The following is a 22026-nucleotide window of genomic DNA, read 5'->3' on the forward strand; positions in this document are numbered from 1 at the left end:
CCTTTCCCTCCGGGGTGGGCGGGCGGTTCTGTTTGTGGGGGTGCGGGTTGTGGGTTGTCTGCGGGTACGTGGGGGCTGGTCGCGCAGTTCCCCGCGCCCCTAAAAGATTGCGCAGTTCCCCGCGCCCCTGAAGGCGATAGCCCCCTGCGTTTAAGGGGCGCGGGGAACTGCGCGACCAGCCCCCACCGGCCCGCGGTAAAACCACGACCCGACACCCCCCGCCCTATATCTTGATCACCATGCCGACCAGCCCCGCAGCCAGTCCGCTACCAGCGTCCCGTACGGAATCCGACGGCTCGGCCGTCATCCGGGTCCTCAGCTACAACATCCGCTCCATGCGAGACGACACCACCGCACTCGCCCGCGTGATCGCCGCCTGCGAACCGGACCTCGTGCTGGTTCAGGAAGCCCCCCGCTTCTTCCGGTGGCGCAAGAAACTGGCCCGGCTGGCCGCCGCGTCCGGCCAGGTGATCCTCTCCGGCGGCGGCACGGCATCGGGCCCCGCCCTCCTCTGCTCGCTGCGGGCGACGGTCGAGCACACCGAGGACGTACTGCTCCCGCTCACCCCGGGACTGCACAGACGCGGCTTCGCCACCGCGGTCGTCCGCTTCGGCGGCGCCCGTCTCGGCGTACTGAGCTGCCATCTCTCCCTCCAGAAGGACGAGCGCCACGAGCAGGGCGGCATGCTCCTCGACCGCCTCGCAGCCCTGGGCACCCCGCACGCCGTCGCGGGCGGCGACCTCAACGAACGACCGAACGGCCGCACCTTCAAACGCCTGGCCACAGAGCTTCAGGACGGCTGGGCGGTGGCCCCCTGGGGCGCGGAGTACACCTCGACCCCCGCCGACCCCCATCAGCGCATCGACGCGCTCTTCGCCACGGAGGGCGTGGAGGTCCTGGGCTGCGGGGTACCGCTCGGCCACCCCGGCGTGACGGAGGCCGATCTGCGGGCCGCCACGGACCACCTGCCGGTCCTGGCGGCCCTCAGGGTGCCCGCCGCTCCCCGGCCATAGACGGGGCCCTTCCATAGGCGAGGGCCCGCCCGGAGCGTCTCCGGACGGGCCCTCGTACATGTACCGATACGGGCCGGGAACAGGGTCAGACGACCGCGCCGCGCCCCGGGTCGTCCTCGTCTTCGTCGTCGCCGCGCATACGGCCCACCAGCGTGGCGAAGCCGCCGAGGAAACCGCCGATGCCGATGGTGGCGAGCCACCAGGTCATGGTCCAGCCGAGCAGGACGGCGAGGAGCAGCAGGAGCGGGCCGCCGATCACGGCCAGCCAGGCGAACTTGGCCGTCGCGTCCGCGGCGGGCAGCGGGGGCGGCTCGGGCGGCACGAAGTGGCCCTCGTCGTCCTCGTCGAAGTCCTCCTCGGCCGGTTCGGGCATCGAGTAGTCGCGTGGGCCGGAGACACCGGGCGCGAAGGCGACGGAGCTGCCGAGCGGCTTCTCGGCGGAGGGCTCGTCCTCCGCCGCCGGCTCCGCGGCCTCGGTGGCGTCCGTTGCGCCCTTCGTGTCCTTGGAGGTCTTGGGGTTTCTCGCGCTCTTCGTGTCGGTGTCGCCCGAGTCGTTCGTCTCGGGCTCCAGGAGCGCCAGGTCCTCGATCGACTTGAAGGGCTTGGCGCCGGGCGGGTCGGGCGGTTCGTCGCCGTACCCCGCGACGATCGCCTCCCACGCCGCGGCCTCGTCGAACGACGGGCCCTGTTCCTCGCCGGACGGCGCGTCCTTCTCCTCGGGTTCGCGGTCCGCGTCGTGCTCAGCCACCAGTGGCCGTCCCTTCCTGCTGACCCGCCTGGCCCGCGCCGGTCTCCTTGCCGGCGCCGGGTGCGAGCCGGGAGACGAAGGCGAAGCTCTCCTCGAAGATCCGGTCCGCGTCGTGGTCCAACGTCGCGACGTGGTAGCTCTGTTCCAGGAGTATCTCCGCGACGTCGGTCGACGACACCCGGCTGAGGATGCGGGCCGAGTCGGCGGGCGGCACGACATGGTCCTGCGGGCTGTGCAGGAGCAGCATCGGCTGCGTCACCTGCGGGAGCTCGCCGTCGACCAGCCGGAAGAAGTTCCGCAACGAGTGCGCCGCGTGCAGGGGCACCTTGTCGTAGCCGACCTCGAAGCTGCCCTCCTTCGCGATGTCGCTGGTCAGACCCTTTGTCGTACGGACGAGATGCCGCAGTACGGGAAGGGCGTACGCCGACAGGCCGTGCACCTTGTTCGCCGGGTTGACGACCACGATGCCGCTGATCTCGTCGCCGTGCTTGGCGGCGAGCCGCAGGGTGAGGGCGCCGCCCATGGAGAGGCCGAAGACGAAGACCTGGGAGCAGCGCTCGCGCAGGGCGCGCAGCTCGCGGTCCACCTCCGCGTACCAGTCCTGCCAGCCGGTGAGCTGCATGTCCTCCCAGCGCGTGCCGTGCCCGGGCAGCAGCGGCAGCGCGACGGTCAGACCGCGCTCGGCGAGATACTCCGCCCAGGGGCGCAGCGACTGCGGAGAACCGGTGAACCCGTGGCAGAGAAGGACCCCGACCTCTCCGCCCTCGTGGCGGAACGGCTCGGCTCCAGGAAGGACCGGCACCTTCGGTCTCCTGTTCATTGAAGAGGGACGACTCATGGGACGACTCATGGAAGAAGGAGGCTCTTGGACGATGGCGGAAGGACGCTCTGGGAAGAAGGACGACTCATGAAGAGGGACGGCTGTTCATCGAGAACTGTTCATTCGGGAGAACGGTTCCCTGTTCATTCCGGGGCGACGCGACGACCGCCCCGAAGCTTCGAGGCGTACTTCACCGTACGCGACCGCACTGACACCGACCAGGGCCGTCGGGCCCTTTGACAGTGCTCCGAGTTAAGGTCTGACCGACAGACACAGGAGGCACTCGGTTGATCTACGGCGCAATGAAGTTTTCCATCGGAGGGCCCCTGAAGCTCGCTTTCAGGCCCTGGGTGGAAGGCCTCGAGAATATTCCCGCCGACGGCCCGGCCATCCTGGCGAGCAATCACCTGTCGTTCTCGGACTCGTTCTTCCTGCCCGCGGTCCTGGACCGCAAGGTGACGTTCATCGCGAAGGCCGAGTACTTCACGACACCCGGCGTCAAGGGCCGGATGACGGCCGCCTTCTTCAAGGGCGTCGGCCAGCTGCCGGTGGACCGCTCCGGAGGACGTGGCGCGGGCGAGGCGGCGATCAAGAGCGGCGTGGACGTCATCGAGCGCGGCGAGCTGTTCGGCATCTATCCCGAGGGCACGCGGTCGCCCGACGGCCGCCTCTACCGGGGCAAGCCCGGCGGCCTCGCGCGCGTGGCGCTCGCCACCGGCGCTCCCGTCATCCCGGTCGCCATGATCGACACCGAGAAGATCCAGCCGCCGGGGAAGGTGATGCCCAAGCTGATGCGCCCGGGCATCCGCATCGGCAGGCCGCTGGACTTCAGCCGGTACAACGGCATGGAGCACGACCGGTTCGTCCTGCGCGCCGTGACCGACGAGGTCATGTACGAGATCATGAAGCTCTCCGGGCAGGAATACGTCGACATCTACGCGACCGCCGCCAAACGGCAGATCGCGGACGAGGCGAAGGCGCAGAAACAGGCGCACAAGGAAGCCCAGAAGGAAGCCGAGCAAGCGCAGAAGGAAGCCGCACAGGCGGAGAAGCAGGCGGAGAAACAGACCGAGAAGGACGAGAAGGAACGGTCCGACTCCTAGACGCGACCGTCGGGGATGGGGTAGTGGGGGACATGGCCAAGCGCGAGAGAGTCATGAGGATGTCGGTCGAGCAGCCCCTGTGGCGTGCGCTGACCGGGTACCGGGTCCTGACGATGTTCTACGCGATCGGCCTCTTCGCCACCCACTACGGCAGCTTCGTCCGTCCCGAAGTGGCCATCGGCTACTACCTGGTGCTCATCGCCTGGACCTTCGGGACCCTGCCCAGGGTGGCCAACGCGGCCAGCTGCACCAAGCGCTTCCTCGCCGTCGACCTGACGATCGCGCTCACCGGCATCCTGCTCACGCCGGTCGCGGACGCCCACGACCGGATCGTGGCCGGCGGCCCGACCCTCCCGTCGATATGGACCGCGGGTTCCGTGCTGGCGTTCGCGATCAAGGGCGGCTGGCGCTGGGCGGCCTTCGCCTCGGCGCTCGTCGGCGTCGCCAACGTCGTCCAGCGCGGCGCGCTCAGCCAGGACACCCTCCACAACGTGCTGCTCGTCTGGGTCGCCTCCATCGCCATCGGATACGTCGTCGAGGTGGCCCGCGCCTCCGAGCGCACCCTCGCCCGCGCCCTGGAGATCGAGGCCGCGACGCGCGAGCGGGAGCGGCTCGCCCGCGACATCCACGACGGCGTCCTGCAGGTGCTGGCCATGGTGCAGCGGCGCGGTGCCACGCTCGGCGGAGAGGCCGCGGAACTGGGCCGCCTCGCGGGCGAACAGGAGGTCGCGCTGCGCACACTGGTCTCGGGCGGGCTCGTACCGGTCTCACGCGTGTCCGAGGACGAGGCCGAGGGCGCCCTGGTGCGCGCGGTGGACGAGCCGGACCCGGACGACGGAAGCCCCTGCGACCTGCGCTCGCTGCTCGCCCCGTACGCCACCGCGAAGGTGACCTTCTCCGCGCCGGGCACCCCGGTGCCGCTCGACCCGGCCGCCGCGAAGGAGCTGGCCGCCGCCGTCGGTGCCGCCCTGGACAACGTCCACCGGCACGTGGGCGCGGACGCCCGCGCGTGGATCCTGGTCGAGGACGAGCCGGACGAGGTGATCGTGACCGTACGGGACGACGGTCCCGGCATCCCCGAGGGCAGGCTCGCCCAGGCCGAGGGGGAGGGCCGCCTCGGCGTGGCCCTCTCGATCCGCGGACGGCTGCGCGAGATCGGGGGCACGGCCGAGCTGATCTCGGTGCCTGGCCAGGGCACCGAGGTCGAACTGAAGGTCCCGAAGGCGGACGTGACGAACGTGAAGGACCCGAAGGGTCCACGGGGGAAGGCGGAGCAGCGATGACAAGGGCGACAGGGAAGCAGACGAGGAAGCCGACGGGGAGGACCACGGAGGTCATGGCGAAGGCGAAGGCGGGACGGCGATGAGTGACGGACAGGGCGGCCCGATCAGGGTCATGGTGGTGGACGACCACCCCATGTGGCGCGACGCGGTCGCGCGCGACCTGGCCGAGTCGGGGTTCGACGTGGTCGCCACGGCGGGCGACGGCGAGCAGGCGGTGCGCCGTGCGCAGGCCGCCGCCCCCGATGTCCTCGTCCTGGACCTGAACCTGCCGGCCAAGCCCGGGGTGCAGGTCTGCAAGGAGCTGGTCGGGGTCAATCCCGCCCTGCGTGTCCTGGTCCTCTCCGCGAGCGGCGAGCACGCGGACGTACTGGAGGCGGTCAAGTCGGGGGCCACCGGCTATCTGCTCAAGTCGGCGTCCACGGACGAAGTGATCGACGCGGTGCGCCGCACGGCCGTCGGCGACCCCGTCTTCACGCCCGGGCTCGCGGGCCTGGTCCTCGGCGAGTACCGCAGACTCGCGTCCGACCCCGGGCCCGCCACGGGCGGCGACGAGCCCAAGGCGCCGCAGCTCACCGACCGTGAGACCGAGGTGCTCCGGCTGGTCGCCAAGGGCCTGAGCTACAAGCAGATCGCCGAGCGCCTGGTGATCTCCCACCGCACGGTCCAGAACCATGTGCAGAACACCCTGGGCAAGCTCCAGCTCCACAACCGTGTGGAGCTGGTGCGCTATGCCATAGAGCGGGGCCTCGACGACGCGTAAACCGTCCGCGTACCACCAAAGAGTGAAGACGCATGATCAACCCCCGCACAATTCACCGGAATTGACCTTCCGCCCTCTGCTGAAGTGACCTGGATCACTATTAGCGTGAGTCCCATCAGCCAACCGCGGCGAAGGGACTTTTCCATGCGGGTCGGAGTACTGACCGGAGGCGGCGACTGCCCCGGGCTCAACGCCGTCATCCGGGGCATCGTCCGCAAGGGCGTTCAGGAGTACGGCTACGACTTCACCGGCTTCCGGGACGGCTGGCGGGGGCCCCTGGAGGGTGACGCCGTCCGGCTCGACATTCCCGCCGTGCGCGGCATCCTGCCCCGTGGCGGCACCATCATCGGCTCCTCGCGCACCAACCCCCTCAAGGTCGAGAACGGCATCCGCCGGATCAAGGAGAACCTCGCCAAGCTGGAGGTCGACGCGCTCATCGCGATCGGCGGCGAGGACACACTGGGCGTCGCCGCGCGTCTCACCGACGAGTACGGCGTCCCGGTGGTCGGCGTCCCGAAGACCATCGACAACGACCTCTCCGCCACCGACTACACCTTCGGCTTCGACACCGCCGTCGGTATCGCGACCGAGGCGATCGACCGGCTGCACACCACCGCCGAGTCGCACATGCGGGTGCTCGTCTGCGAGGTGATGGGGCGGCACGCGGGCTGGATCGCGCTCCACTCGGGCCTGGCGGGCGGCGCGAACGTCATCCTCATCCCCGAGCAGCGGTTCGACGTCGACCAGGTCTGTGCGTGGGTGACCTCGCGCTTCAAGGCCTCGTACGCGCCGATCGTGGTCGTGGCGGAGGGGGCTATGCCGAAGGACGGCGACATGGTCCTCAAGGACGGGTCGCTGGACTCCTTCGGTCACGTCCGCCTCTCCGGGGTGGGGGAGTGGCTGTCCAAGGAGATCGAGCGCCGCACGGGGAAGGAGGCCCGCACGACGGTCCTGGGCCACGTTCAGCGTGGCGGAACTCCCAGTGCCTTCGACCGCTGGCTGGCCACCCGCTTCGGCCTGCACGCCATCGATGCCGTCCGGGACGGTGACTTCGGCAAGATGGTCGCGCTCCAGGGCACCGACATCGTGCGTGTCCCCATCGCCGAGGCCACGGCCCGCCTGAAGACGGTGGACCCCCGCCTCTACGAGGAGGTAGGAGTCTTCTTCGGCTGACCCAGGCTTTCCTCGCCCCCGCCGCCCCTACCCATTCCCGTCCCTTACTCAGGGGCTCCGCCCCCGAACCCCCGTATCGCGCTGACGCGCTCGTCCTCAAACGCCGGACGGGCTGAAGTTGTCGGCCCGGGCCGCGAAGATCCAGCCCCTCCGGCGTTTGAGGAGCGGGGGTTCGGGGGCTGGCCCCCGAGTAGTGACGGGAATGGGTAGGGGCGGCGGGGGCGAAAAACCTCCGGCACGCTTCACGAGCGTGGCGGCGGCCGGACTCTTCGTCCTCGACTACACGGCGGGCCGCCGCTCCGAGAACGTGCTGGTGCCCGCCCCCGCGACCACCTGAGCCACCAGTTCCCGTACGACGTCCGTGCCGCGCAGCGTCAGCACCGACTCCGGATGGAACTGGACCCCGGCGAAGCCAGGCCCGCGCAGCGCGTGCACCTCGCCCGCCGCGCTGCGGCTGACCTCGACCCCATGGGCCGCCAGTTCCACCGCAGCCTCGTCGTCGCAGCGCGCCACGAAGCTGTTGTAGAAACCGACGGTCTCCGTCCGGCCGAAGAGGTCGATGTCCGTCTGGGCACCCTGGTAGGGGATCTCCTTGCGGACGGTCTCCAGGCCCAGCTCCGCCGCGATCAGCTCATGCCCGAGGCAGACCCCCAGCACGCCGTGCCGGTGGCCGCGGATCACCTCCGCGGTCAGGCCGCGCAGGAAGGCCATCTTCGGGTCCGTCGTGTCCGAGGGGTCACCCGGACCCGGCCCCAGCACCAGCGGACCCTCGTGCGCGAGCACCGCCTCCCGCAGCCCCGGCTCGTCGTACCGCCGGACGGTCACCTCAAGCCCCGACGAGCGCAGCAGATGCGCGAGCATCGCCGTGAACGTGTCCTCCCCGTCCACGACCAGCGCATGGCCCTCCAACTCGGCCGACCGCTCCTGCATCCGCAGCCAGAACGGCGCCAGCGCCGCCCGCCGCCCGTCCAGCGCCGCCCGCACCCGCGGGTCGTCCGCGAGACTCACCCGTACGTCCGTGTCCCGCGGCCGGCCGGGGCGTACCCCCAGCGCAGCCAGCACCCCGGCCGCCTTCGCATGCGTCTCGGCGACCTCGCTCGCCGGGTCCGACCCCCGTACGAGCGTCGCGCCGACCGGGACCCGCAGCCGGCCGTCCCCGTCGATGTCGGCGGTCCGGATGAGGATGGGGGAGTCGAGGGTCTGGGCCCCACCCGAATCGCGCCCGATCAGCGCCAGGGCACCCGCGTAGTACCCGCGCCCGCCCACCTCGTGCCGCTCGATCACCCGGCAGGCGTTCTGCACCGGCGACCCGGTGACCGTCGCCGCGAACATGGTCTCCTTGAGCACCTCCCGCACATCCAGCGACGACTTGCCCCGCAACTCGTACTCGGTGTGCGCGAGATGGGCCATCTCCTTCAGTCGCGGCCCGATCACGACTCCGCCCATGTCACCGACCGTGCACATCATCTTGAGCTCCTCGTCGACGACCATCGAGAGCTCCTCGATCTCCTTGCCGTCGGCCAGGAAGCCCAGCAGGTCCTCGGGCGTCGGCCCCTCGGCGGGATAGCGGTACGTTCCGCTGATCGGGTTCATCACGACCGTCCCGCCGGACATCCGGACATGCACCTCCGGGCTCGCCCCGACCAGCGTCCGCTCTCCCGTGTGCACGACGAACGTCCAGTACGCGCCCCGCTCACCCACCAGCAGCCGCCGGAAGAGGGCCAGCGCGTCGGCCCGTCCGAACCCCGGGATCCTGCCCTCGTACGTCCGCCGGATGACGAAGTTCGCGCCCTCGCCCCGCCCGATCTCCTCGTGCAGCACCCGCCCGACGATCTCCGCGTACGCCTCGTCCCCGACGTCGAAGCCACCGCTCTCGACCCGCACGTCGTGCGCGGGCAGCTCCGACAGGGCCTGCTCCAGGGGGAGTTCGTACGACTCCTCGGGGGTGAGCACCGCGAGCGGGGTGCCGTCGTCGCGGACGTCGAAGCCGCGCTCCCGGATCTGGCGGTACGGGACGAGGGCGAGGCCCTCGGGGATGTCGGCCAGCCGCTCGTACTCGGTGACCGGGCCGAGCAGCAGCTCCACGGTGTCGTTCTTCTCGGCGGAGCGGCCCGGCGTACGGCGGCGCAGCAGGGCGAAAGGGCGGGGATCGTCCAGCAGGTCGAGCAGATTCATGGGTCCGGGTTCCTTCTCGGCGTCTCGTGGGAGAGGAGTGGAGAGGAACGGTCCCGGTCGCGAAAACACCGAAGGCCGCCCCTCGGGCGGCCTTCGCGAAGTCTTGCGTACGCGCAGTCAGTGGGCCGCCGGATGAGCGGTCCACCACCAGTTCTGGATCAAGTTCTGGATCGAGTGCGCGAACATGCGCCGCACCTTACCCCATGCGAAACCCTGTGTGACGGCGTACATACGGCGTACGCACGGCGTGCACATCGGGGCGTTCGATCGAGCGCGCCCCGTCTCAATTGATGAGCATGGGGATGGACGCCCGACACGACCCCGTAATGTTGAGGTCGTGACCGTGAACGCTAAGTCCAGCGCAAGCGCTGGCAACACCTGGCGAGACCTGCCCGCGGCGCAGCAGCCCGAGTACCCCGATGCCGAGGCTCTGCGCGATGTGATCGCGGACCTCGAGTCGTATCCGCCGCTCGTCTTCGCCGGCGAGTGCGACCAGCTGCGCGCCCGGCTGGGAGCCGTCGCCAAGGGCGAGGCGTTCCTGCTTCAGGGCGGCGACTGCGCCGAGGCCTTCGACGCCGTGTCCGCCGACCACATCCGCAACAAGCTCAAGACCCTGCTCCAGATGGGCGCCGTCCTCACGTACGCGGCGTCCGTGCCGGTCGTGAAGGTCGGCCGCATCGCCGGCCAGTACTCCAAGCCGCGCTCCAAGGGCACCGAGACCCGCGACGGCGTGACCCTGCCGACCTACCGCGGCGACTCGGTCAACGGCTTCGAGTTCAACGAGAAGGCCCGCATCCCGGACCCCGAGCGCCTGAAGCGGATGTACAACGCCTCTGCCTCCACGCTCAACCTGGTGCGCGCCTTCACGACCGGCGGCTACGCCGACCTGCGCCAGGTGCACGCCTGGAACCAGGACTTCGTGAAGACCTCGCCGTCGGGCCAGCGCTACGAGCAGCTGGCGCGCGAGATCGACCAGGCGCTGAACTTCATGCACGCCTGCGGGGCCGACCCGGAGGAGTTCAAGACCGTCGAGTTCTACGCCTCCCACGAGGCGCTGCTCCTCGACTACGAATCGGCGCTGACCAGGGTCGACTCCCGTACGGGCCACCTGTACGACGTCTCCGGGCACATGGTGTGGATCGGTGAGCGCACCCGTCAGCTGGACGGCGCGCACATCGAGTTCGCCTCGAAGATCCGTAACCCGATCGGCATCAAGCTGGGCCCGACGACGACGGCCGAGGACGCGCTGCAGTACATCGAGCGCCTCGACCCGGACCGTGAGCCCGGCCGGCTGACCTTCATCGTCCGCATGGGCGCCGACAAGGTCCGCGACAAGCTGCCCGAGCTGGTCGAGAAGGTCACCGCCTCGGGCGCGACCGTCGCCTGGATCACCGACCCGATGCACGGCAACACGTACGAGGCGGCCTCCGGCCACAAGACCCGCCGCTTCGACGACGTGCTCGACGAGGTCAAGGGCTTCTTCGAGGTCCACAAGGGCCTGGGCACCCACCCGGGCGGCATCCACGTCGAGCTCACCGGTGACGACGTCACCGAGTGCGTGGGCGGCGGCGACGAGATCTTCGTCGACGACCTGCACCAGCGCTACGAGACGGCCTGCGACCCGCGCCTCAACCGCAGCCAGTCCCTGGACCTGGCCTTCCTGGTGGCGGAGATGTACCGGGACCAGTAGTGGGCCGGCAGCCGTTTCGGCTGTTACAGGAGCATGCATTGGGGCGCGGATCACATACGATCCGCGCCCCATCGCACTTTTGCGGCTCAGGTCAGGCGGGTAAGGTTAGGTTAGCCTCACCGATTATCGGGATGGCACGACGACCCAACGAATCCCGTCGGGAGGTGATCCGCGTGTACGTCTGCAACTGCTTCGGGGTGACCGAGGCGCAGGTGAAGAAGCACGCGGACGAGGGTGCCTGCACCCCCCGGCAGATAGCGTCGGCCTGCAAGGCGGGCACCGACTGCGGCTCGTGCGTACGACGCATTCAGGCACTGCTGGGCAGGGGTGACTGCCCCCGGCGCGAGCTGGCCGACCAGGGCATGCCTGTGCTCTCCGAAGTGGAAGCGCTGGAAGAGGCCGCCTAGCTGTCCGGCCGGTTCAGCTGTCCGGCTGCTCGATGAGCTGCGCGATGTAGAGCGCCTCGCCGAGCTTCTCCACCAGCTCCAGCTGGGTGTCCAGATAGTCGATGTGGTGCTCCTCGTCCTCGAGGATCGACTCGAAGATGTTCGCGGACGTGATGTCGCCCTTGGTCCGCATCACCTCGATACCGCGCTTGAGCCGGTCGATCGCCTCGACCTCGACCTGCCGGTCCGCCTGGAACATCTCCGTGACCGTCTGCCCGACGCGGACGTGGAACAGCCGCTGGTAGTTCGGCAGGCCGTCCAGGAAGAGGATGCGGTCGGTCAGGATCTCCGCGTGCTTCATCTCGTCGATGGACTCGTGCCGCGTGTACTTCGCGAGCTTCGTCCAGCCGAAGTTCTCCTGCATCTTCGCGTGCAGGAAGTACTGGTTGATCGCGGTGAGTTCGGCGGTCAGCTGCTCGTTGAGGAATTCGATGACCTCGGGATCGCCCTGCATCGCAGAGGCTCCTTCCAAGCGGGGGGAACTGGCAGGTTGCGCCGCATGATTGCACCGGCGTAGAAGATCGTCCAGTAAGTGCATGCTTAGTAAGTAAGTACTTGCTTAGTCCTGGTTGTACCGAGTTGTCGGGGTCGATGCGTACCTGGTCATGCCCATCGTCCGAGGTCTGTCAGGATGGAGTCATGGGTCAGCCGGTGGGTCGTGAATCTGGAGAAGCAGCGCAGTCCGAGCTTCCGCCGGGGCAGCGACTTCAGCGGGGCTGGCCGGTCACGCACTACGGGCCCGTGCCGAAGTTCCGCCCCGAGCGCTGGGAGTTCAGGGTCTTCGGCGCCACCGCCGACAGCGAGAAGCACTGCTGGACCCACGAGGAGTTCACCGCCCTGCCGTACGCCACGGTCGTGGCCGATCTGCACTGCGTCACCAAGTTCAGCATGATCGGTGCGGAGTGGGGCGGCATCCCGGCCCGTACGATCCTGGAGATCGCCCCGCCCGCGCCCACCGTCACCCATGTGATGGTCTGGGCCGAGTACGGCTTCAGCTCGAATCTGCGCCTCGACGACTTCGCGTCCGACCGCTCGATCTTCGCCACCCACAAGGACGGCGAACTGCTCACCGCGGAACACGGCTTCCCGCTGCGTCTCGTCGTGCCGCAGCTGTACGCGTGGAAGGGTCCCAAGTGGGTGCGCGGCGTCGAGTACATGACGGCCGACCGCCGCGGCTTCTGGGAGGAGCGCGGCTACCACAACATCGGCGACCCCTGGCGCGAACAGCGCTACTCGTACCAGGAGGAGCCCGGGGACGGACCCGAGCTCTGAGCCCCGCGCTTTCCTGAGTTCCCGAGCCGGGTTTTCCGAGCCGAGCTTCCTGAACTGAGCCTTCCGGGCTGAGGTTCTTGAGGCTTCGCTCAGCCGTCCCGGAGCTTCTTCAGCCGCTCCACGTCCGCAGCGTGCCCCTCCTTGCCGCCGGGCGTCTCGATGATCAGCGGTACGCCCTCGGTGGCGGGGTGGGTCATCAGTGCACGGAACGGGTCCTCGCCGATGTGCCCGGCGCCGATGTTCTCGTGGCGGTCCTTGTGGGCGCCGGCCACGTCCTTGGAGTCGTTGGCGTGGATCAGTTTCAGCCGGCCCTCGCCGACCGTGTCCACCAGCAGGTCGAGCGTCTGGTGCATCCCGCTGGGCCCGGTGAGGTCGTGGCCCGCCGCGAAGATGTGGCAGGTGTCCAGGCAGACGCCCAGCTTCGGATGGGAGTCGAGCGCCTCGAAGTACGGTCCGAAGTCCCAGGTCCGTGAGCAGAGCGAAGAGCCCTGTCCGGCGGTCGACTCCAGCAGCAGGAACGGGTCGTCGTCGTGGGTCAGCTCGTCCAGCAGCGGCAGCAGGTGCTCGCGGACCTGCTTCAGCGCGACCGATCGCTCCCGGCCACCGGTCGCCGACCCCGTGTGCACGACGACGCCCAGCGCCCCGATGGCCCGCCCGCGCCGCAGCGAGTGCCGCAGCGACTCCACCGACTTCTCCACGGTCGCCTCGGTGTGCGAGCCGAAGTTGATCAGATAGGGCGCATGGACGTACGCGGGGATCGACTCGGCGGCGCAGGCCGCGCGGAACTCGTCGTCCTGGAGGGGGTTGCCGGGCGGAGTCGCCCAGCCGCGCGGGTTGGCGACGAAGACCTGGACGGTCTCGGCGGCCAGCTCGCGGGCGTACGAGAGGCCGACGGAGGCGAGGCCTCCGGCGACGGGGACATGGCCGCCGACGGGGTTGCGGGACTGCTGAGTGCTCACCCCTTCAGGGTGTCACGCGGTCCCGGTAACCCCGTCGGCGGCCATGTCCCTGCGGGTGCCTGGGCGCGCCCGGCATGCCTGCCTGTGCCTGCGCGCCCGTCTGCTGTTGTGCCCGTCTGCGTCTGCGTCCGCGTCAGCGGATCTCGATCGTGATCGTCGATCCCTCGGGTGCCGTGTCGCCGCCGTCCACCGACTGGCCCTTGACCGTGTCGCCGAAGAGGCCCAGCAGACCGCGGTCCTCCTCGACCTTGAAACCGGCCGCCTCCAGCTCCTGCTTCGCGTCGTCGACGCTGTCGCCCACGACGTCCGGGACCTCGATCATCTCCGGGCCCTTGGACACCGTCAGCGTCACGGTGTCGCCGCCGGCCGCCCTGGTGTCGGGGTCCGGTGACTGCTTGGCGACCTGGCCGGCCTCGTACTCGGACGTGACCTGCTCGGAGGCGACCTCGACCGTCAGACCGGCGTCCTCCAGCTCCTGCCTGGCGTCCTCCAGGTCGTCACCCACGACGTCGGGCACGTCCACCGGGTTGCCCTTGCTGACGGTGAGCGCGATCGCCGAACCGCCGCGGCGCTCGGTGCCCGCCCCCGGCTCCGTACGGATCACGAAGCCCACCGGTACGTCGTCGCTGAAGCCCTTGGTGACCATGCCCGCCACCAGGCCCTCGCTCTTCAGGCGCTGCTTGGCCTTGTCCAGCGAGTAGCCCTCCAGGTCCGGCACGCGCACGATCTCCGGGCCCTTGGAGACCGTCAGCGACACGGAGTCGTTGTCCCGGATCCGGGCGCCCGGTTTCGGGTCACTGCTGATGACCCGGCCGGGCTTGACGGTGTCGCTGAAGCTGCGCTTGACGTCCTTCACGTCGAGACCGGCGTCCGTGAGCTGCTTCCTGGCCTGCGCCTCGGTCTTCGAGAGCACCGCCGGGACATTGGTGAACTGGCCGGAGTTGATGTACCAGACGCCCGCGCCGAGGCCGAGGGCCAGCAGCACCACCGCGACGATCGCGAGCAGGCCGCGACGGGGCGCCAGCGAACGGCCGCCACGTCCACGGCGCGGCGGTTCGGGCGGCGGGGACGGCAGATAGCTCGTGCGGTTCAGCTCGGCGTCGTCGTCGTTCACCGGGAGCGGCCGCGGTACCGACAGCGAGAGCGGGATCACGCTCGTACGGTCGTCGGCGTTCTGGTGGTCCGTCGCGACCGCTTGCGGCGGGACGGCGTCCAGCTGGTCGGCGCTCAGCGCGTTCCGTGCGTCCAGGACCCGCGAGAGCAGCTCCACCGCGTCGTACGGACGGAGGTCGGGGTTGCGCGCGGTGGCCGTCGTGACCAGCTCGTCGAGCTCGTAGGCCAGGCCCGGCACGGACGCCGACGGCGGGGGCACGTCCTCGTGGAGGTGCTTGTAGAGCACGGTGGCGGGTGAGTCCCCGTAGTGCGGGCGGTCGCCGGTCAGCATCTCGAAGAGGAGGATGCCGCAGGCGTACACGTCGACCCGGGGGTCGGTCGTGCCGTTCTCTATCTGCTCCGGCGCGAGATACGACACCGTGCCGAGCACGGCCCCCGTCGTGCTGGTGACCGTGTCCACGGCCCGTACGAGGCCGAAGTCCGCCACCTTCACCCGGCCGTCGTCCCCTATCAGGACGTTCTCCGGCTTCATGTCGCGGTGCACGAACCCGGCGCGGTGCGCGGCGCCGAGCGCGGCGAGGACCGGCTCCAGGACGTCGAGCGCGGCCCGGGGCTGCAGCGCCCCGCGCTCGCGCAGCACGTCACGCAGGGTGCATCCGGCCACGTACTCCATCGCCAGATAGACGAAGTTGCCGTCCGTGCCCTGGTCGAAGACCTGCACCACGTTCGGGTGGGCGAGCCTGGCCACGGACTTGGCCTCGCGGATGAAGCGGTCGACGAACGTGGCGTCGGCCGCCAGCGTCGGGTGCATCACCTTGAGCGCGAGCACCCGGTCCAGGCGGGTGTCCACGGCCCGGTAGACCGTGGCCATCCCGCCGACCGCGATGCGCGCGTCGACGCGGTAGCGGCCGTCGAGCACGTGCCCGACGAGCGGGTCCTGAAGGGTCGTATCCACGCAGGTGAGTGTACGAGCCGCCACTGTCAACGCCGCCCGCACGGGCAAATCCGGGGCGGTACTGCAGCCGAGCTGTGACGGACGTCGCACGGTGACCGATCCGTGCGGCGCCTGGATTCAGACAGGTGTTCAGGCCAAAGGTCAGAAAGCCGGCCTTTCCGGGTCCAACCGGGCGACACCCTCCACGGGAGACGACGCCTCGGCGAAGTGACGGCGCGGGATACGCCCCGCGCGGTACGCGAGCCGGCCCGCCTCGACCGCGTGCCGCATGCCCTCGGCCATGAGCACCGGCTCCTGCGCCCGGGTCACGGCCGAGGCGAGCATCACACCCTGGCACCCCAGCTCCATGGCGAGCGCCGCGTCCGACGCCGTACCGGCGCCCGCGTCCAGGATCACCGGCACGCGCGCGTGCTCCACGATCAGCTGGAAGTTGTGCGGGTTGCGGATGCCCAGCCCGGACCCGATCGGCGACCCGAGCGGCATGACCGCGGCGCACCCCACGTCCTCCAGTCTGCGGGCGAGCACCGGGTCGTCGTTGGTGTACGGGAGGACCGTGAAGCCGTCGTCGACCAGGGTCTCGGCCGCGTCGAGCAGCTCGATCGGGTCGGGCAGCAGCGTGCGCTCGTCGGCGATGACCTCCAGCTTCACGAGGTCCGTGCCGAGCGCCTCACGCGCGAGCCGGGCCGTCAGCACGGCCTCCCCGGCGGTGAAGCAGCCCGCCGTGTTGGGCAGCACGCGGATGCCCAGCCGTTCCAGCACGGACAGGACCGAGCCGTGGGCCTCGGGGTTCACGCGGCGCATCGCGACCGTGGTCAGCTCGGTGCCGGACGCGACGAGCGAGCGCTCCAGGACGTCGAGGCTGGGCGCGCCACCGGTGCCCATGATCAGACGGGACGTGAAGGACGTACCGCCGAGGACGAAGGGATCGTCGGCCATGGGTCAGCCTCCTTGGACGGCGGTGAGGACTTCGACGCGGTCTCCCTCGGAGAGGAGGGTCTTCGACCACTGCGCGCGCGGGACGACGGTTTCGTTGAGTGCGGCGGCGACACCGGAGGGAGCCGCGGTGAGCGCGGCGACGAGGGTGTCGAGGGCGGTGTCCGGGGCCAGCTGCCGCCGCTCCCCGTTGACGAAGATGCTCATGCTCATGCGTGCTGCTCCGAGAGTGCGGCGGCGCCGAACCGCCTGGGTGTGAAGGGGCGGGCCACGTCCGGGAGTTCACCGGTGGTCAGGGCGTGCGCCATGGCGTCCCCGGTGACGGGTGTGAGGAGTACGCCGTTGCGGTAGTGGCCGGTCGCCAGCAGCAGCCCGGGGAGTCCGGTCGGGCCGAGCAGGGGCGCGTTGTCGGGGGAGGCCGGGCGCAGTCCGGCCCGCGTCTCGGTCAGCGGCAGTTCGGTGATGCCGGGGACGAGTTCGTGGGCGTCCCGCAGCAGTTCGTACACACCGCCGGCGGTCACCGTGGTGTCCCAGCCCTGCTCCTCGCTGGTCGCGCCGACGACCAGTTCGCCGCTCTCCCGCGGCACCAGATAGATGTGGCTGCCGCGCACGACCGCCCGCACGCTGCGGCTCAGGAAGGGCGCGAACCGCTTCGGGACGGTCAGTCGCAGCACCTGTCCCTTCACGGGGCGCACCGGCGGCAGCACGTCGTCGGGGACGCCCGTCAGACGCCCGCTGAGGCTGCCCCCGGCGAGTACGACCTGGTCCGCCGAAAGCTCGGTGCCGTCCGTCGTCACGACTCCGACGGCCCGGTCCCGTACGACGGTCAGACGGTCCGCCCACGTCCGGTGGAAGGTCACTCCGGCCCGCTCGCAGGCCGTGACCAGGGCGGCGGAGAGCCGCCGGGGATCGACCTGGTGGTCGCTGTCGACCCGGAGCCCGCCGCGCACGCCCGGCGCGAGCATCGGCTCCAGCCGCCGGCACTCACGGCCGCTGAGCCACTCCGACTCCAGGCCCGACCGGACTTGCAGGGCGTGCACTTCGCGCAACTGGGCGCGGTCGTCGGCGTCGAGCGCGACGGCCAGCGCGCCGCACCGCCGGTATCCGATGTCCTGGCCGGCGGCCTCGGTCAGCTCGGCCGCGAAGTCCGGATAGCGGCGCGCGGAGGCCAGGTTGAGGCCAAGCAGGGTCTGCTCGCCGTAGTGGAGTTCGGTGACGGCGGCCAGCATCCCGGCAGCGACCTGCGCGGCGCCGCCGCCGGGCTCCGGGTCCACGAGCGCGGTCGTGAACCCGCGCTGCGCGGCCCGCCAGGCCGTGACCAGGCCGATGATCCCGCCCCCGACGACCAGGACGTCCGACGTGCGCCTCGTATCGGTTGCATGGGAAGCATGGGTCGCATCGGTTGTGCCGGGTGAAACGGATGTCTCCGGTGTACGCGACATGGGCGTCCAGCCCCTCCCTTCGCCGGCATGACCCGGATCAGGTTCGTACGGTCGGAGGCCGTCCCAGCCTCCCTCTCAGCCCGGTGCGTCCGGACTCCCGCGAGTGCTTTACGTTGGCCACCCTAGCCCTTCGCCCCAACAGCCTGTAAGGGAGCCTTCACGCATGGCCCGCTCGCTCGACGGTCTCCTCCTCTCGCCGGTCGCCGACCAGGCGCCAGGTCAGGTGGGCACCCGCACCCGGTTCTCGTACCACGAGAAGGACGGCGAGATCTGGGCCGAGTACGCGGGCGGCGATGTCGTACGCGGTCACCTCGTGGGCACGCGCGAGGGCGACCGGCTCGACTTCCGGTACGTGCAGCTGAAGGTGGACGGCACCACCTCGTCGGGGCACTGCGTCTCCTCGGTCGTCGAGCTGGCCGACGGACGGGTGCGCCTGGAGGAGACCTGGGAGTGGGAGTCCCAGGAGGGCAGCGGGACGAGTGTGGTCGAAGAGGTCAACGAGGGCTGACGCTGTGCAACAGCTCACGGATCGCGCCCCTGACCGACGATTTCACCAGTGTCTATGGTGATCGTGTGAGCGAGCAGACGCAGGGACGGAGCCCGGCGGCGCGACGGAGCGCCGTGATCGTCGGGGCGGGCATGGCAGGCGTACAGACGGCCGTCGCCCTGCGGGAACGGGGCTTCACCGGAAGCGTGACCCTGATCGGCGCGGAGCCCCATCAGCCGTACGACCGGCCCCCGCTGTCCAAGGCCGTGCTGCTCGGCAAGGCCGAGGGCTCCGCCTTCGACGTCGACTTCGAAGCGCTCGACGTCGAACTCCGCCTGGGGCTCGAAGTGACCGGCGTGCACCCCTCGCGGCACGAGCTGGACACGGTCGACGGCCCGGTTCCGTACGACGTCCTCGTCATCGCCACCGGCGCCGAGCCGATCCAACTGCCGGGCGCCCAGGGCGTACCCGGCGTCCATCTGCTGCGCACGCTCGACGACGCCGAGCGGCTGCGCCCCGTCCTCGCCCGGCAGCACGACATCGTGGTGGTGGGCGCGGGCTGGATCGGCGCCGAGTTCGCCACGGCGGCGCGTGAGGCGGGCTGCGCGGTGACCGTCGTGGAGGCCGCCGACCGTCCGCTCGCCGGTGTGCTGCCCGAGGAGGTGGCCGCTCCGATGGCCGCCTGGTACGCGGACAGCGGGGCGGTGTTGCGCACCCACGCGCGCGTGGAGCGCGTCGAGCACGGCGAGGTGGTGCTCGACGACGGCTCGCGGCTGCTCGCGGGCGCCGTCGTCGTCGGTATCGGGGCCCGGCCCGCGACGGCCTGGCTGGCCGGTTCCGGGATCGAGCTCGGCGACCGTCGCGAGATCGTCGCGGACGACCATCTGCGCACCTCCGCCCCGGACGTGTACGCGGTCGGCGACTGCGCCTCGTTCCCGTCCGGCCGCTACGGCGAGCGACTGCTGGTCCACCACTGGGACAACGCCCTCCAGGGGCCGCGCACGGTCGCCGCGAACATCGTCGGCGAGACGTCCGCCGCGTACGACCCCGTGCCGTACTTCTGGTCCGAGCAGTTCGGCCGCTTCGTCCAGTACGCGGGCCATCACGCGTCCGCCGCCGCCCTCGTGTGGCGCGGTGACCCGGCCGGACCGTCCTGGTCGGTGTGCTGGCTCCGCGAGGGCCGCCTGGTCGCGGTCCTGGCGGTGGGACGGCCGCGGGACCTGGCGCAGGGGAAGCGGCTGATCGAGGCGGGGACGCCGATGGATTCCGGGCTTCTGTCCGATCCCGCGTTGCCGCTCAAGGGCGCGACCGCGTAGACGCTCCGCTGGGCCGCACGGTTGGAGGTCGTCCCGTGTCTGCGGGCCGTCCGTGGCTGGTCGCGCAGTTCCCCACGCCCCTGACGGGCGCGGCCCTGCGTGAGGGGGCCTGCGTGACACGGTCGCACCGGTCCGGGTACCGACTGTCAGTCCGAGATGGCAGGCTTGTGTTCGTGACCGAGATTGACGCAAAGATCGATGCTCTCGTCCCCGCCTGGCTCACCCTCCCCGACATCGCCGAACAGCTCGGCGTCGAGGTGACCCGCGTCCGGCAGCTGGTCAAGGAAGGCCAGCTCATCGCCGTACGCCGTGGTGAGAACCGAGCGCTGCACGTCCCCGCCGCTTTCATCGACGGGGCCGAACAGAAGGTCGTCAAGGGCCTGACCGGCACCCTGACGCTCCTGCGGGACGACGGCTTCACCGACGAAGAGATGCTCGAGTGGCTCTTCACCCCCGACGAGAGCCTGCCCGGTACGCCCGCGCAGGCTCTGAGCGAGAATCGCGGCACGGAGGTGAAGCGTCGCGCCCAGGCGCTCGCCGTCTGACCTGATCACGCCGTTCGGCGTACGGGCCGCGATCCTCACGGCCCGTACGCCACCGACACGACACGGGGGACCCACGCATGCCCGAATCCACCGCACGCGCCCGGCTCGCCGACGCCCGGGTGTACCTCTGCACGGACGCCCGCAGGCGCCAGGGCGACCTCGCCGACTTCCTGGACGCGGTCCTGGCGAACGGCGTGGACATCGTGCAGCTGCGGGACAAGGGCATGGAGGCGGCCGAGGAGCTGGAGCACCTCGCCGTCCTCGCGGACGCCTGCCGTCGGCACGGCAAACTGCTCGCGGTGAACGACCGGGCGGACGTCGCCCACGCCATCGGCGCCGACGTGCTGCACCTGGGCCAGGGCGACCTTCCGGTACCCGCCGCCCGGGCGATCCTCGGCGACGACGTCCTGATCGGCCGCTCCACGCACGCCGATTCGGAGGCAGCTGCCGCCGCCGTCCAGCAGGGCGTGGACTACTTCTGCACCGGCCCCTGCTGGCCGACCCCCACCAAGCCCGGCCGCCACGCGCCTGGCCTTGACCTGGTCCGGTACACGGCCGCACTGGTCACGGAGCGCCCCTGGTTCGCCATCGGCGGCATCGACCTCGGCAACCTCGACGAGGTGCTCGAAGCGGGCGCCCGCCGAGTCGTCGTCGTACGGGCCATCACCGACGCCGACGACCCGGGCGCGGCGGCGGCGGAGTTCGCGAAGCGCCTGCGTCACGCGTAGGTGTCCCGGGGCCGCGGTTGTCCGAGTGGTGGACAACAAATCGACAAAGCGGGCAAATTTCCCGGATCCGGTTGGGGGACCGCCGCACCCTGACTAACCTGCGGGTATGGCCCTCGGATCTGCTTCCACCAGGACGGACCGCGCACGCACGGTGCGTGACATGCTCGCGACCGGCAAGGAGACGTACTCGTTCGAGTTCTCCGCGCCGAAGACCCCGAAGGGCGAGCGGAACCTGTGGAACGCGCTGCGCCGGGTCGAGGCCGTGGCCCCCGACTTCGTGTCGGTGACGTACGGCGCGGGCGGTTCGACCCGGGCGGGCACGGTCAAGGAGACCCAGCAGATCGTCGCCGACACGACCCTGACCCCGGTCGCCCACCTCACCGCGGTCAACCACTCCATCGCCGAGCTGCGCAACATCATCGGCCAGTTCGCCGACGCCGGGATCCGCAACATGCTCGCCGTGCGCGGCGACCCGCCCGGCGACCCGATGGCCGACTGGGTGGCGCACCCCCAGGGCCTGACGTACGCGGCCGAACTCGTCCGGCTCATCAAGGAGTCCGGCGACTTCTGCGTGGGCGTCGCGGCCTTCCCCGAGATGCACCCGCGCTCGGCCGACTGGGACCGTGACGTGGCGCACTTCGTCGACAAGTGCCGGGCCGGCGCGGACTACGCGATCACGCAGATGTTCTTCCAGCCGGAGTCGTATCTGCGGCTGCGTGACCGGGTCGACTCGGCGGGCTGCGAGACCCCGGTCATCCCCGAGGTCATGCCGGTGACCAGCGTGAAGATGCTGGAGCGGTTGCCCAAGCTGAGCAACGCCTCGTTCCCGGACGCCCTCAAAGAGCGGATCCTCACAGCCAAAGACGATCCGGCGGCTGTACGCTCCATTGGCATTGAGTTCGCCACGGAGTTCTGCGCGAGGCTGCTGGCCGAGGGAGTCCCCGGACTGCATTTCATTACGTTGAACAACTCCACCGCGACGCTGGAAATCTACGAGAACCTGGGCCTGCATCACCCACAGCAGGCCTAGACCGGTCGCATCGTCGTACGACACACTGCGTAGCG

The 22026-nt window shown here is 70.3% G+C and carries 23 protein-coding genes and 1 riboswitch; of the genes, 13 read left to right on the forward strand and 10 right to left on the reverse strand.

Going from position 1 to position 22026, the window contains the following annotated elements; translation table 11 throughout:
- The first annotated feature begins 239 nt into the window (after positions 1–239).
- Positions 240–1013, forward strand: a complete 774-nt coding sequence (locus JEQ17_RS33835) for an endonuclease/exonuclease/phosphatase family protein (protein ID WP_200398793.1) — start codon at positions 240–242, stop codon at positions 1011–1013.
- 85 nt (positions 1014–1098) lie between these two features.
- Here the strand turns inward: JEQ17_RS33835 and JEQ17_RS33840 are convergent, their stop codons facing one another.
- A complete protein-coding gene (locus JEQ17_RS33840; RefSeq protein WP_200398794.1) occupies positions 1099–1761 on the reverse strand; it encodes a hypothetical protein in 663 nt (220 codons plus the stop codon).
- Positions 1754–2563 (reverse strand): alpha/beta hydrolase, encoded by an 810-nt coding sequence (locus JEQ17_RS33845; protein WP_200398795.1) that lies wholly within the window; start codon positions 2561–2563, stop codon positions 1754–1756. Before JEQ17_RS33845 ends, JEQ17_RS33840 begins: the two co-directional genes overlap by 8 nt.
- 320 nt (positions 2564–2883) lie before the next feature.
- Here JEQ17_RS33845 and JEQ17_RS33850 point away from each other — a divergent pair, with 320 nt between their 5' ends.
- The 4 genes from JEQ17_RS33850 (at position 2884) to JEQ17_RS33865 (ending at position 6900) form a co-directional block, all read left to right on the forward strand.
- Complete coding sequence (locus tag JEQ17_RS33850; protein WP_200398796.1) at positions 2884–3684, forward strand: 1-acyl-sn-glycerol-3-phosphate acyltransferase; 801 nt, start codon at positions 2884–2886, stop codon at positions 3682–3684.
- Between the two features lie 32 nt (positions 3685–3716).
- Positions 3717–4967, forward strand: coding sequence for a MacS family sensor histidine kinase (gene macS, locus JEQ17_RS33855; RefSeq protein WP_200398797.1), 1251 nt, complete (start codon positions 3717–3719; stop codon positions 4965–4967).
- A 79-nt stretch (positions 4968–5046) separates the two neighbouring features.
- Positions 5047–5727, forward strand: coding sequence for a response regulator (locus JEQ17_RS33860; protein WP_200398798.1), 681 nt, complete (start codon positions 5047–5049; stop codon positions 5725–5727).
- Positions 5728–5871: 144 nt separating this feature from the next.
- On the forward strand, positions 5872–6900 hold the full coding sequence (locus JEQ17_RS33865; protein ID WP_200398799.1) for a 6-phosphofructokinase: 1029 nt from the start codon (positions 5872–5874) through the stop codon (positions 6898–6900).
- A 279-nt stretch (positions 6901–7179) separates the two neighbouring features.
- On the opposite strand, the gene JEQ17_RS33870 is transcribed toward JEQ17_RS33865, so the two are convergent.
- Complete coding sequence (locus JEQ17_RS33870) at positions 7180–9075, reverse strand: anthranilate synthase family protein (protein WP_200398800.1); 1896 nt, start codon at positions 9073–9075, stop codon at positions 7180–7182.
- Between the two features lie 117 nt (positions 9076–9192).
- Positions 9193–9330 (reverse strand): trp operon leader peptide, encoded by a 138-nt coding sequence (locus tag JEQ17_RS50920; protein ID WP_407700108.1) that lies wholly within the window; start codon positions 9328–9330, stop codon positions 9193–9195.
- 82 nt (positions 9331–9412) lie between these two features.
- Here JEQ17_RS50920 and JEQ17_RS33880 point away from each other — a divergent pair, with 82 nt between their 5' ends.
- Both JEQ17_RS33880 and JEQ17_RS33885 read left to right on the forward strand, forming a co-directional pair.
- On the forward strand, positions 9413–10765 hold the full coding sequence (locus tag JEQ17_RS33880) for a class II 3-deoxy-7-phosphoheptulonate synthase (protein WP_200398802.1): 1353 nt from the start codon (positions 9413–9415) through the stop codon (positions 10763–10765).
- Positions 10766–10896: 131 nt separating this feature from the next.
- Positions 10897–11172, forward strand: a complete 276-nt coding sequence (locus JEQ17_RS33885) for a (2Fe-2S)-binding protein (protein ID WP_200398803.1) — start codon at positions 10897–10899, stop codon at positions 11170–11172.
- A gap of 13 nt (positions 11173–11185) precedes the next feature.
- Here JEQ17_RS33885 and bfr read toward each other — a convergent pair whose 3' ends face one another.
- On the reverse strand, positions 11186–11665 hold the full coding sequence (bfr, locus tag JEQ17_RS33890; RefSeq protein WP_143637901.1) for a bacterioferritin: 480 nt from the start codon (positions 11663–11665) through the stop codon (positions 11186–11188).
- Between the two features lie 185 nt (positions 11666–11850).
- Here bfr and JEQ17_RS33895 point away from each other — a divergent pair, with 185 nt between their 5' ends.
- On the forward strand, positions 11851–12483 hold the full coding sequence (locus JEQ17_RS33895; RefSeq protein WP_200398804.1) for a sulfite oxidase-like oxidoreductase: 633 nt from the start codon (positions 11851–11853) through the stop codon (positions 12481–12483).
- Positions 12484–12572: 89 nt separating this feature from the next.
- On the opposite strand, the gene JEQ17_RS33900 is transcribed toward JEQ17_RS33895, so the two are convergent.
- The 5 genes from JEQ17_RS33900 to thiO all read right to left on the reverse strand — a co-directional run bounded on the left by JEQ17_RS33900 (position 12573) and on the right by thiO (position 17885).
- Positions 12573–13442: a deoxyribonuclease IV gene (locus tag JEQ17_RS33900; RefSeq protein WP_200398805.1), complete on the reverse strand. Its 870-nt coding sequence runs from the start codon at positions 13440–13442 to the stop codon at positions 12573–12575.
- A gap of 133 nt (positions 13443–13575) precedes the next feature.
- Positions 13576–15510 carry a Stk1 family PASTA domain-containing Ser/Thr kinase gene (pknB, locus tag JEQ17_RS33905; RefSeq protein WP_200398806.1) on the reverse strand — a complete coding sequence of 645 codons (1935 nt, stop codon included), beginning with the start codon at positions 15508–15510 and terminating at the stop codon, positions 13576–13578.
- A 141-nt stretch (positions 15511–15651) separates the two neighbouring features.
- Complete coding sequence (locus JEQ17_RS33910; protein WP_200398807.1) at positions 15652–16446, reverse strand: thiazole synthase; 795 nt, start codon at positions 16444–16446, stop codon at positions 15652–15654.
- Between the two features lie 3 nt (positions 16447–16449).
- Positions 16450–16650, reverse strand: a complete 201-nt coding sequence (gene thiS, locus JEQ17_RS33915) for a sulfur carrier protein ThiS (protein WP_055612073.1) — start codon at positions 16648–16650, stop codon at positions 16450–16452.
- A 2-nt stretch (positions 16651–16652) separates the two neighbouring features.
- A complete protein-coding gene (gene thiO, locus JEQ17_RS33920) occupies positions 16653–17885 on the reverse strand; it encodes a glycine oxidase ThiO (protein WP_200398808.1) in 1233 nt (410 codons plus the stop codon).
- A riboswitch (TPP riboswitch) is annotated at positions 17883–17996 on the reverse strand. Its footprint overlaps the gene before it by 3 nt.
- Before the next feature lie 52 nt (positions 17997–18048).
- Here thiO and JEQ17_RS33925 point away from each other — a divergent pair.
- From JEQ17_RS33925 to metF, 5 genes are all read left to right on the forward strand, one after another.
- Positions 18049–18393 (forward strand): hypothetical protein, encoded by a 345-nt coding sequence (locus JEQ17_RS33925; protein WP_200398809.1) that lies wholly within the window; start codon positions 18049–18051, stop codon positions 18391–18393.
- A 65-nt stretch (positions 18394–18458) separates the two neighbouring features.
- Complete coding sequence (locus JEQ17_RS33930; protein ID WP_200398810.1) at positions 18459–19688, forward strand: NAD(P)/FAD-dependent oxidoreductase; 1230 nt, start codon at positions 18459–18461, stop codon at positions 19686–19688.
- A 173-nt stretch (positions 19689–19861) separates the two neighbouring features.
- Positions 19862–20233, forward strand: a complete 372-nt coding sequence (locus JEQ17_RS33935) for a helix-turn-helix domain-containing protein (protein WP_143637890.1) — start codon at positions 19862–19864, stop codon at positions 20231–20233.
- 77 nt (positions 20234–20310) lie between these two features.
- Positions 20311–20961 (forward strand): thiamine phosphate synthase, encoded by a 651-nt coding sequence (gene thiE, locus JEQ17_RS33940; protein ID WP_200398811.1) that lies wholly within the window; start codon positions 20311–20313, stop codon positions 20959–20961.
- Between the two features lie 106 nt (positions 20962–21067).
- A complete protein-coding gene (gene metF / locus JEQ17_RS33945) occupies positions 21068–21991 on the forward strand; it encodes a methylenetetrahydrofolate reductase [NAD(P)H] (protein ID WP_200398812.1) in 924 nt (307 codons plus the stop codon).
- Positions 21992–22026 lie beyond the last annotated feature (35 nt).

Origin of the sequence: Streptomyces liliifuscus, from assembly GCF_016598615.1 — a bacterium.
Taxonomy (GTDB): Bacteria; Actinomycetota; Actinomycetes; order Streptomycetales; family Streptomycetaceae; genus Streptomyces; species Streptomyces liliifuscus.

Excerpts from the sequence above, each read along its gene's own strand:
- JEQ17_RS33835 (WP_200398793.1), top strand. The coding sequence starts at position 240 with ATGCCGACCAGCCCCGCAGCCAGTCCGCTACCAGCGTCCCGTACGGAA.
- JEQ17_RS33850 (WP_200398796.1), top strand. The coding sequence starts at position 2,884 with ATGAAGTTTTCCATCGGAGGGCCCCTGAAGCTCGCTTTCAGGCCCTGG.
- macS (WP_200398797.1), top strand. The coding sequence starts at position 3,717 with ATGGCCAAGCGCGAGAGAGTCATGAGGATGTCGGTCGAGCAGCCCCTG.
- JEQ17_RS33860 (WP_200398798.1), top strand. The coding sequence starts at position 5,047 with ATGAGTGACGGACAGGGCGGCCCGATCAGGGTCATGGTGGTGGACGAC.
- JEQ17_RS33865 (WP_200398799.1), top strand. The coding sequence starts at position 5,872 with ATGCGGGTCGGAGTACTGACCGGAGGCGGCGACTGCCCCGGGCTCAAC.
- JEQ17_RS33870 (WP_200398800.1), bottom strand. The coding sequence starts at position 9,075 with ATGAATCTGCTCGACCTGCTGGACGATCCCCGCCCTTTCGCCCTGCTG.
- JEQ17_RS50920 (WP_407700108.1), bottom strand. The coding sequence starts at position 9,330 with ATGTGCACGCCGTGCGTACGCCGTATGTACGCCGTCACACAGGGTTTC.
- JEQ17_RS33885 (WP_200398803.1), top strand. The coding sequence starts at position 10,897 with ATGGCACGACGACCCAACGAATCCCGTCGGGAGGTGATCCGCGTGTAC.
- bfr (WP_143637901.1), bottom strand. The coding sequence starts at position 11,665 with ATGCAGGGCGATCCCGAGGTCATCGAATTCCTCAACGAGCAGCTGACC.
- JEQ17_RS33895 (WP_200398804.1), top strand. The coding sequence starts at position 11,851 with ATGGGTCAGCCGGTGGGTCGTGAATCTGGAGAAGCAGCGCAGTCCGAG.
- JEQ17_RS33910 (WP_200398807.1), bottom strand. The coding sequence starts at position 16,446 with ATGGCCGACGATCCCTTCGTCCTCGGCGGTACGTCCTTCACGTCCCGT.
- thiS (WP_055612073.1), bottom strand. The coding sequence starts at position 16,650 with ATGAGCATCTTCGTCAACGGGGAGCGGCGGCAGCTGGCCCCGGACACC.
- thiO (WP_200398808.1), bottom strand. The coding sequence starts at position 17,885 with ATGTCGCGTACACCGGAGACATCCGTTTCACCCGGCACAACCGATGCG.
- JEQ17_RS33925 (WP_200398809.1), top strand. The coding sequence starts at position 18,049 with ATGGCCCGCTCGCTCGACGGTCTCCTCCTCTCGCCGGTCGCCGACCAG.
- thiE (WP_200398811.1), top strand. The coding sequence starts at position 20,311 with ATGCCCGAATCCACCGCACGCGCCCGGCTCGCCGACGCCCGGGTGTAC.
- metF (WP_200398812.1), top strand. The coding sequence starts at position 21,068 with ATGGCCCTCGGATCTGCTTCCACCAGGACGGACCGCGCACGCACGGTG.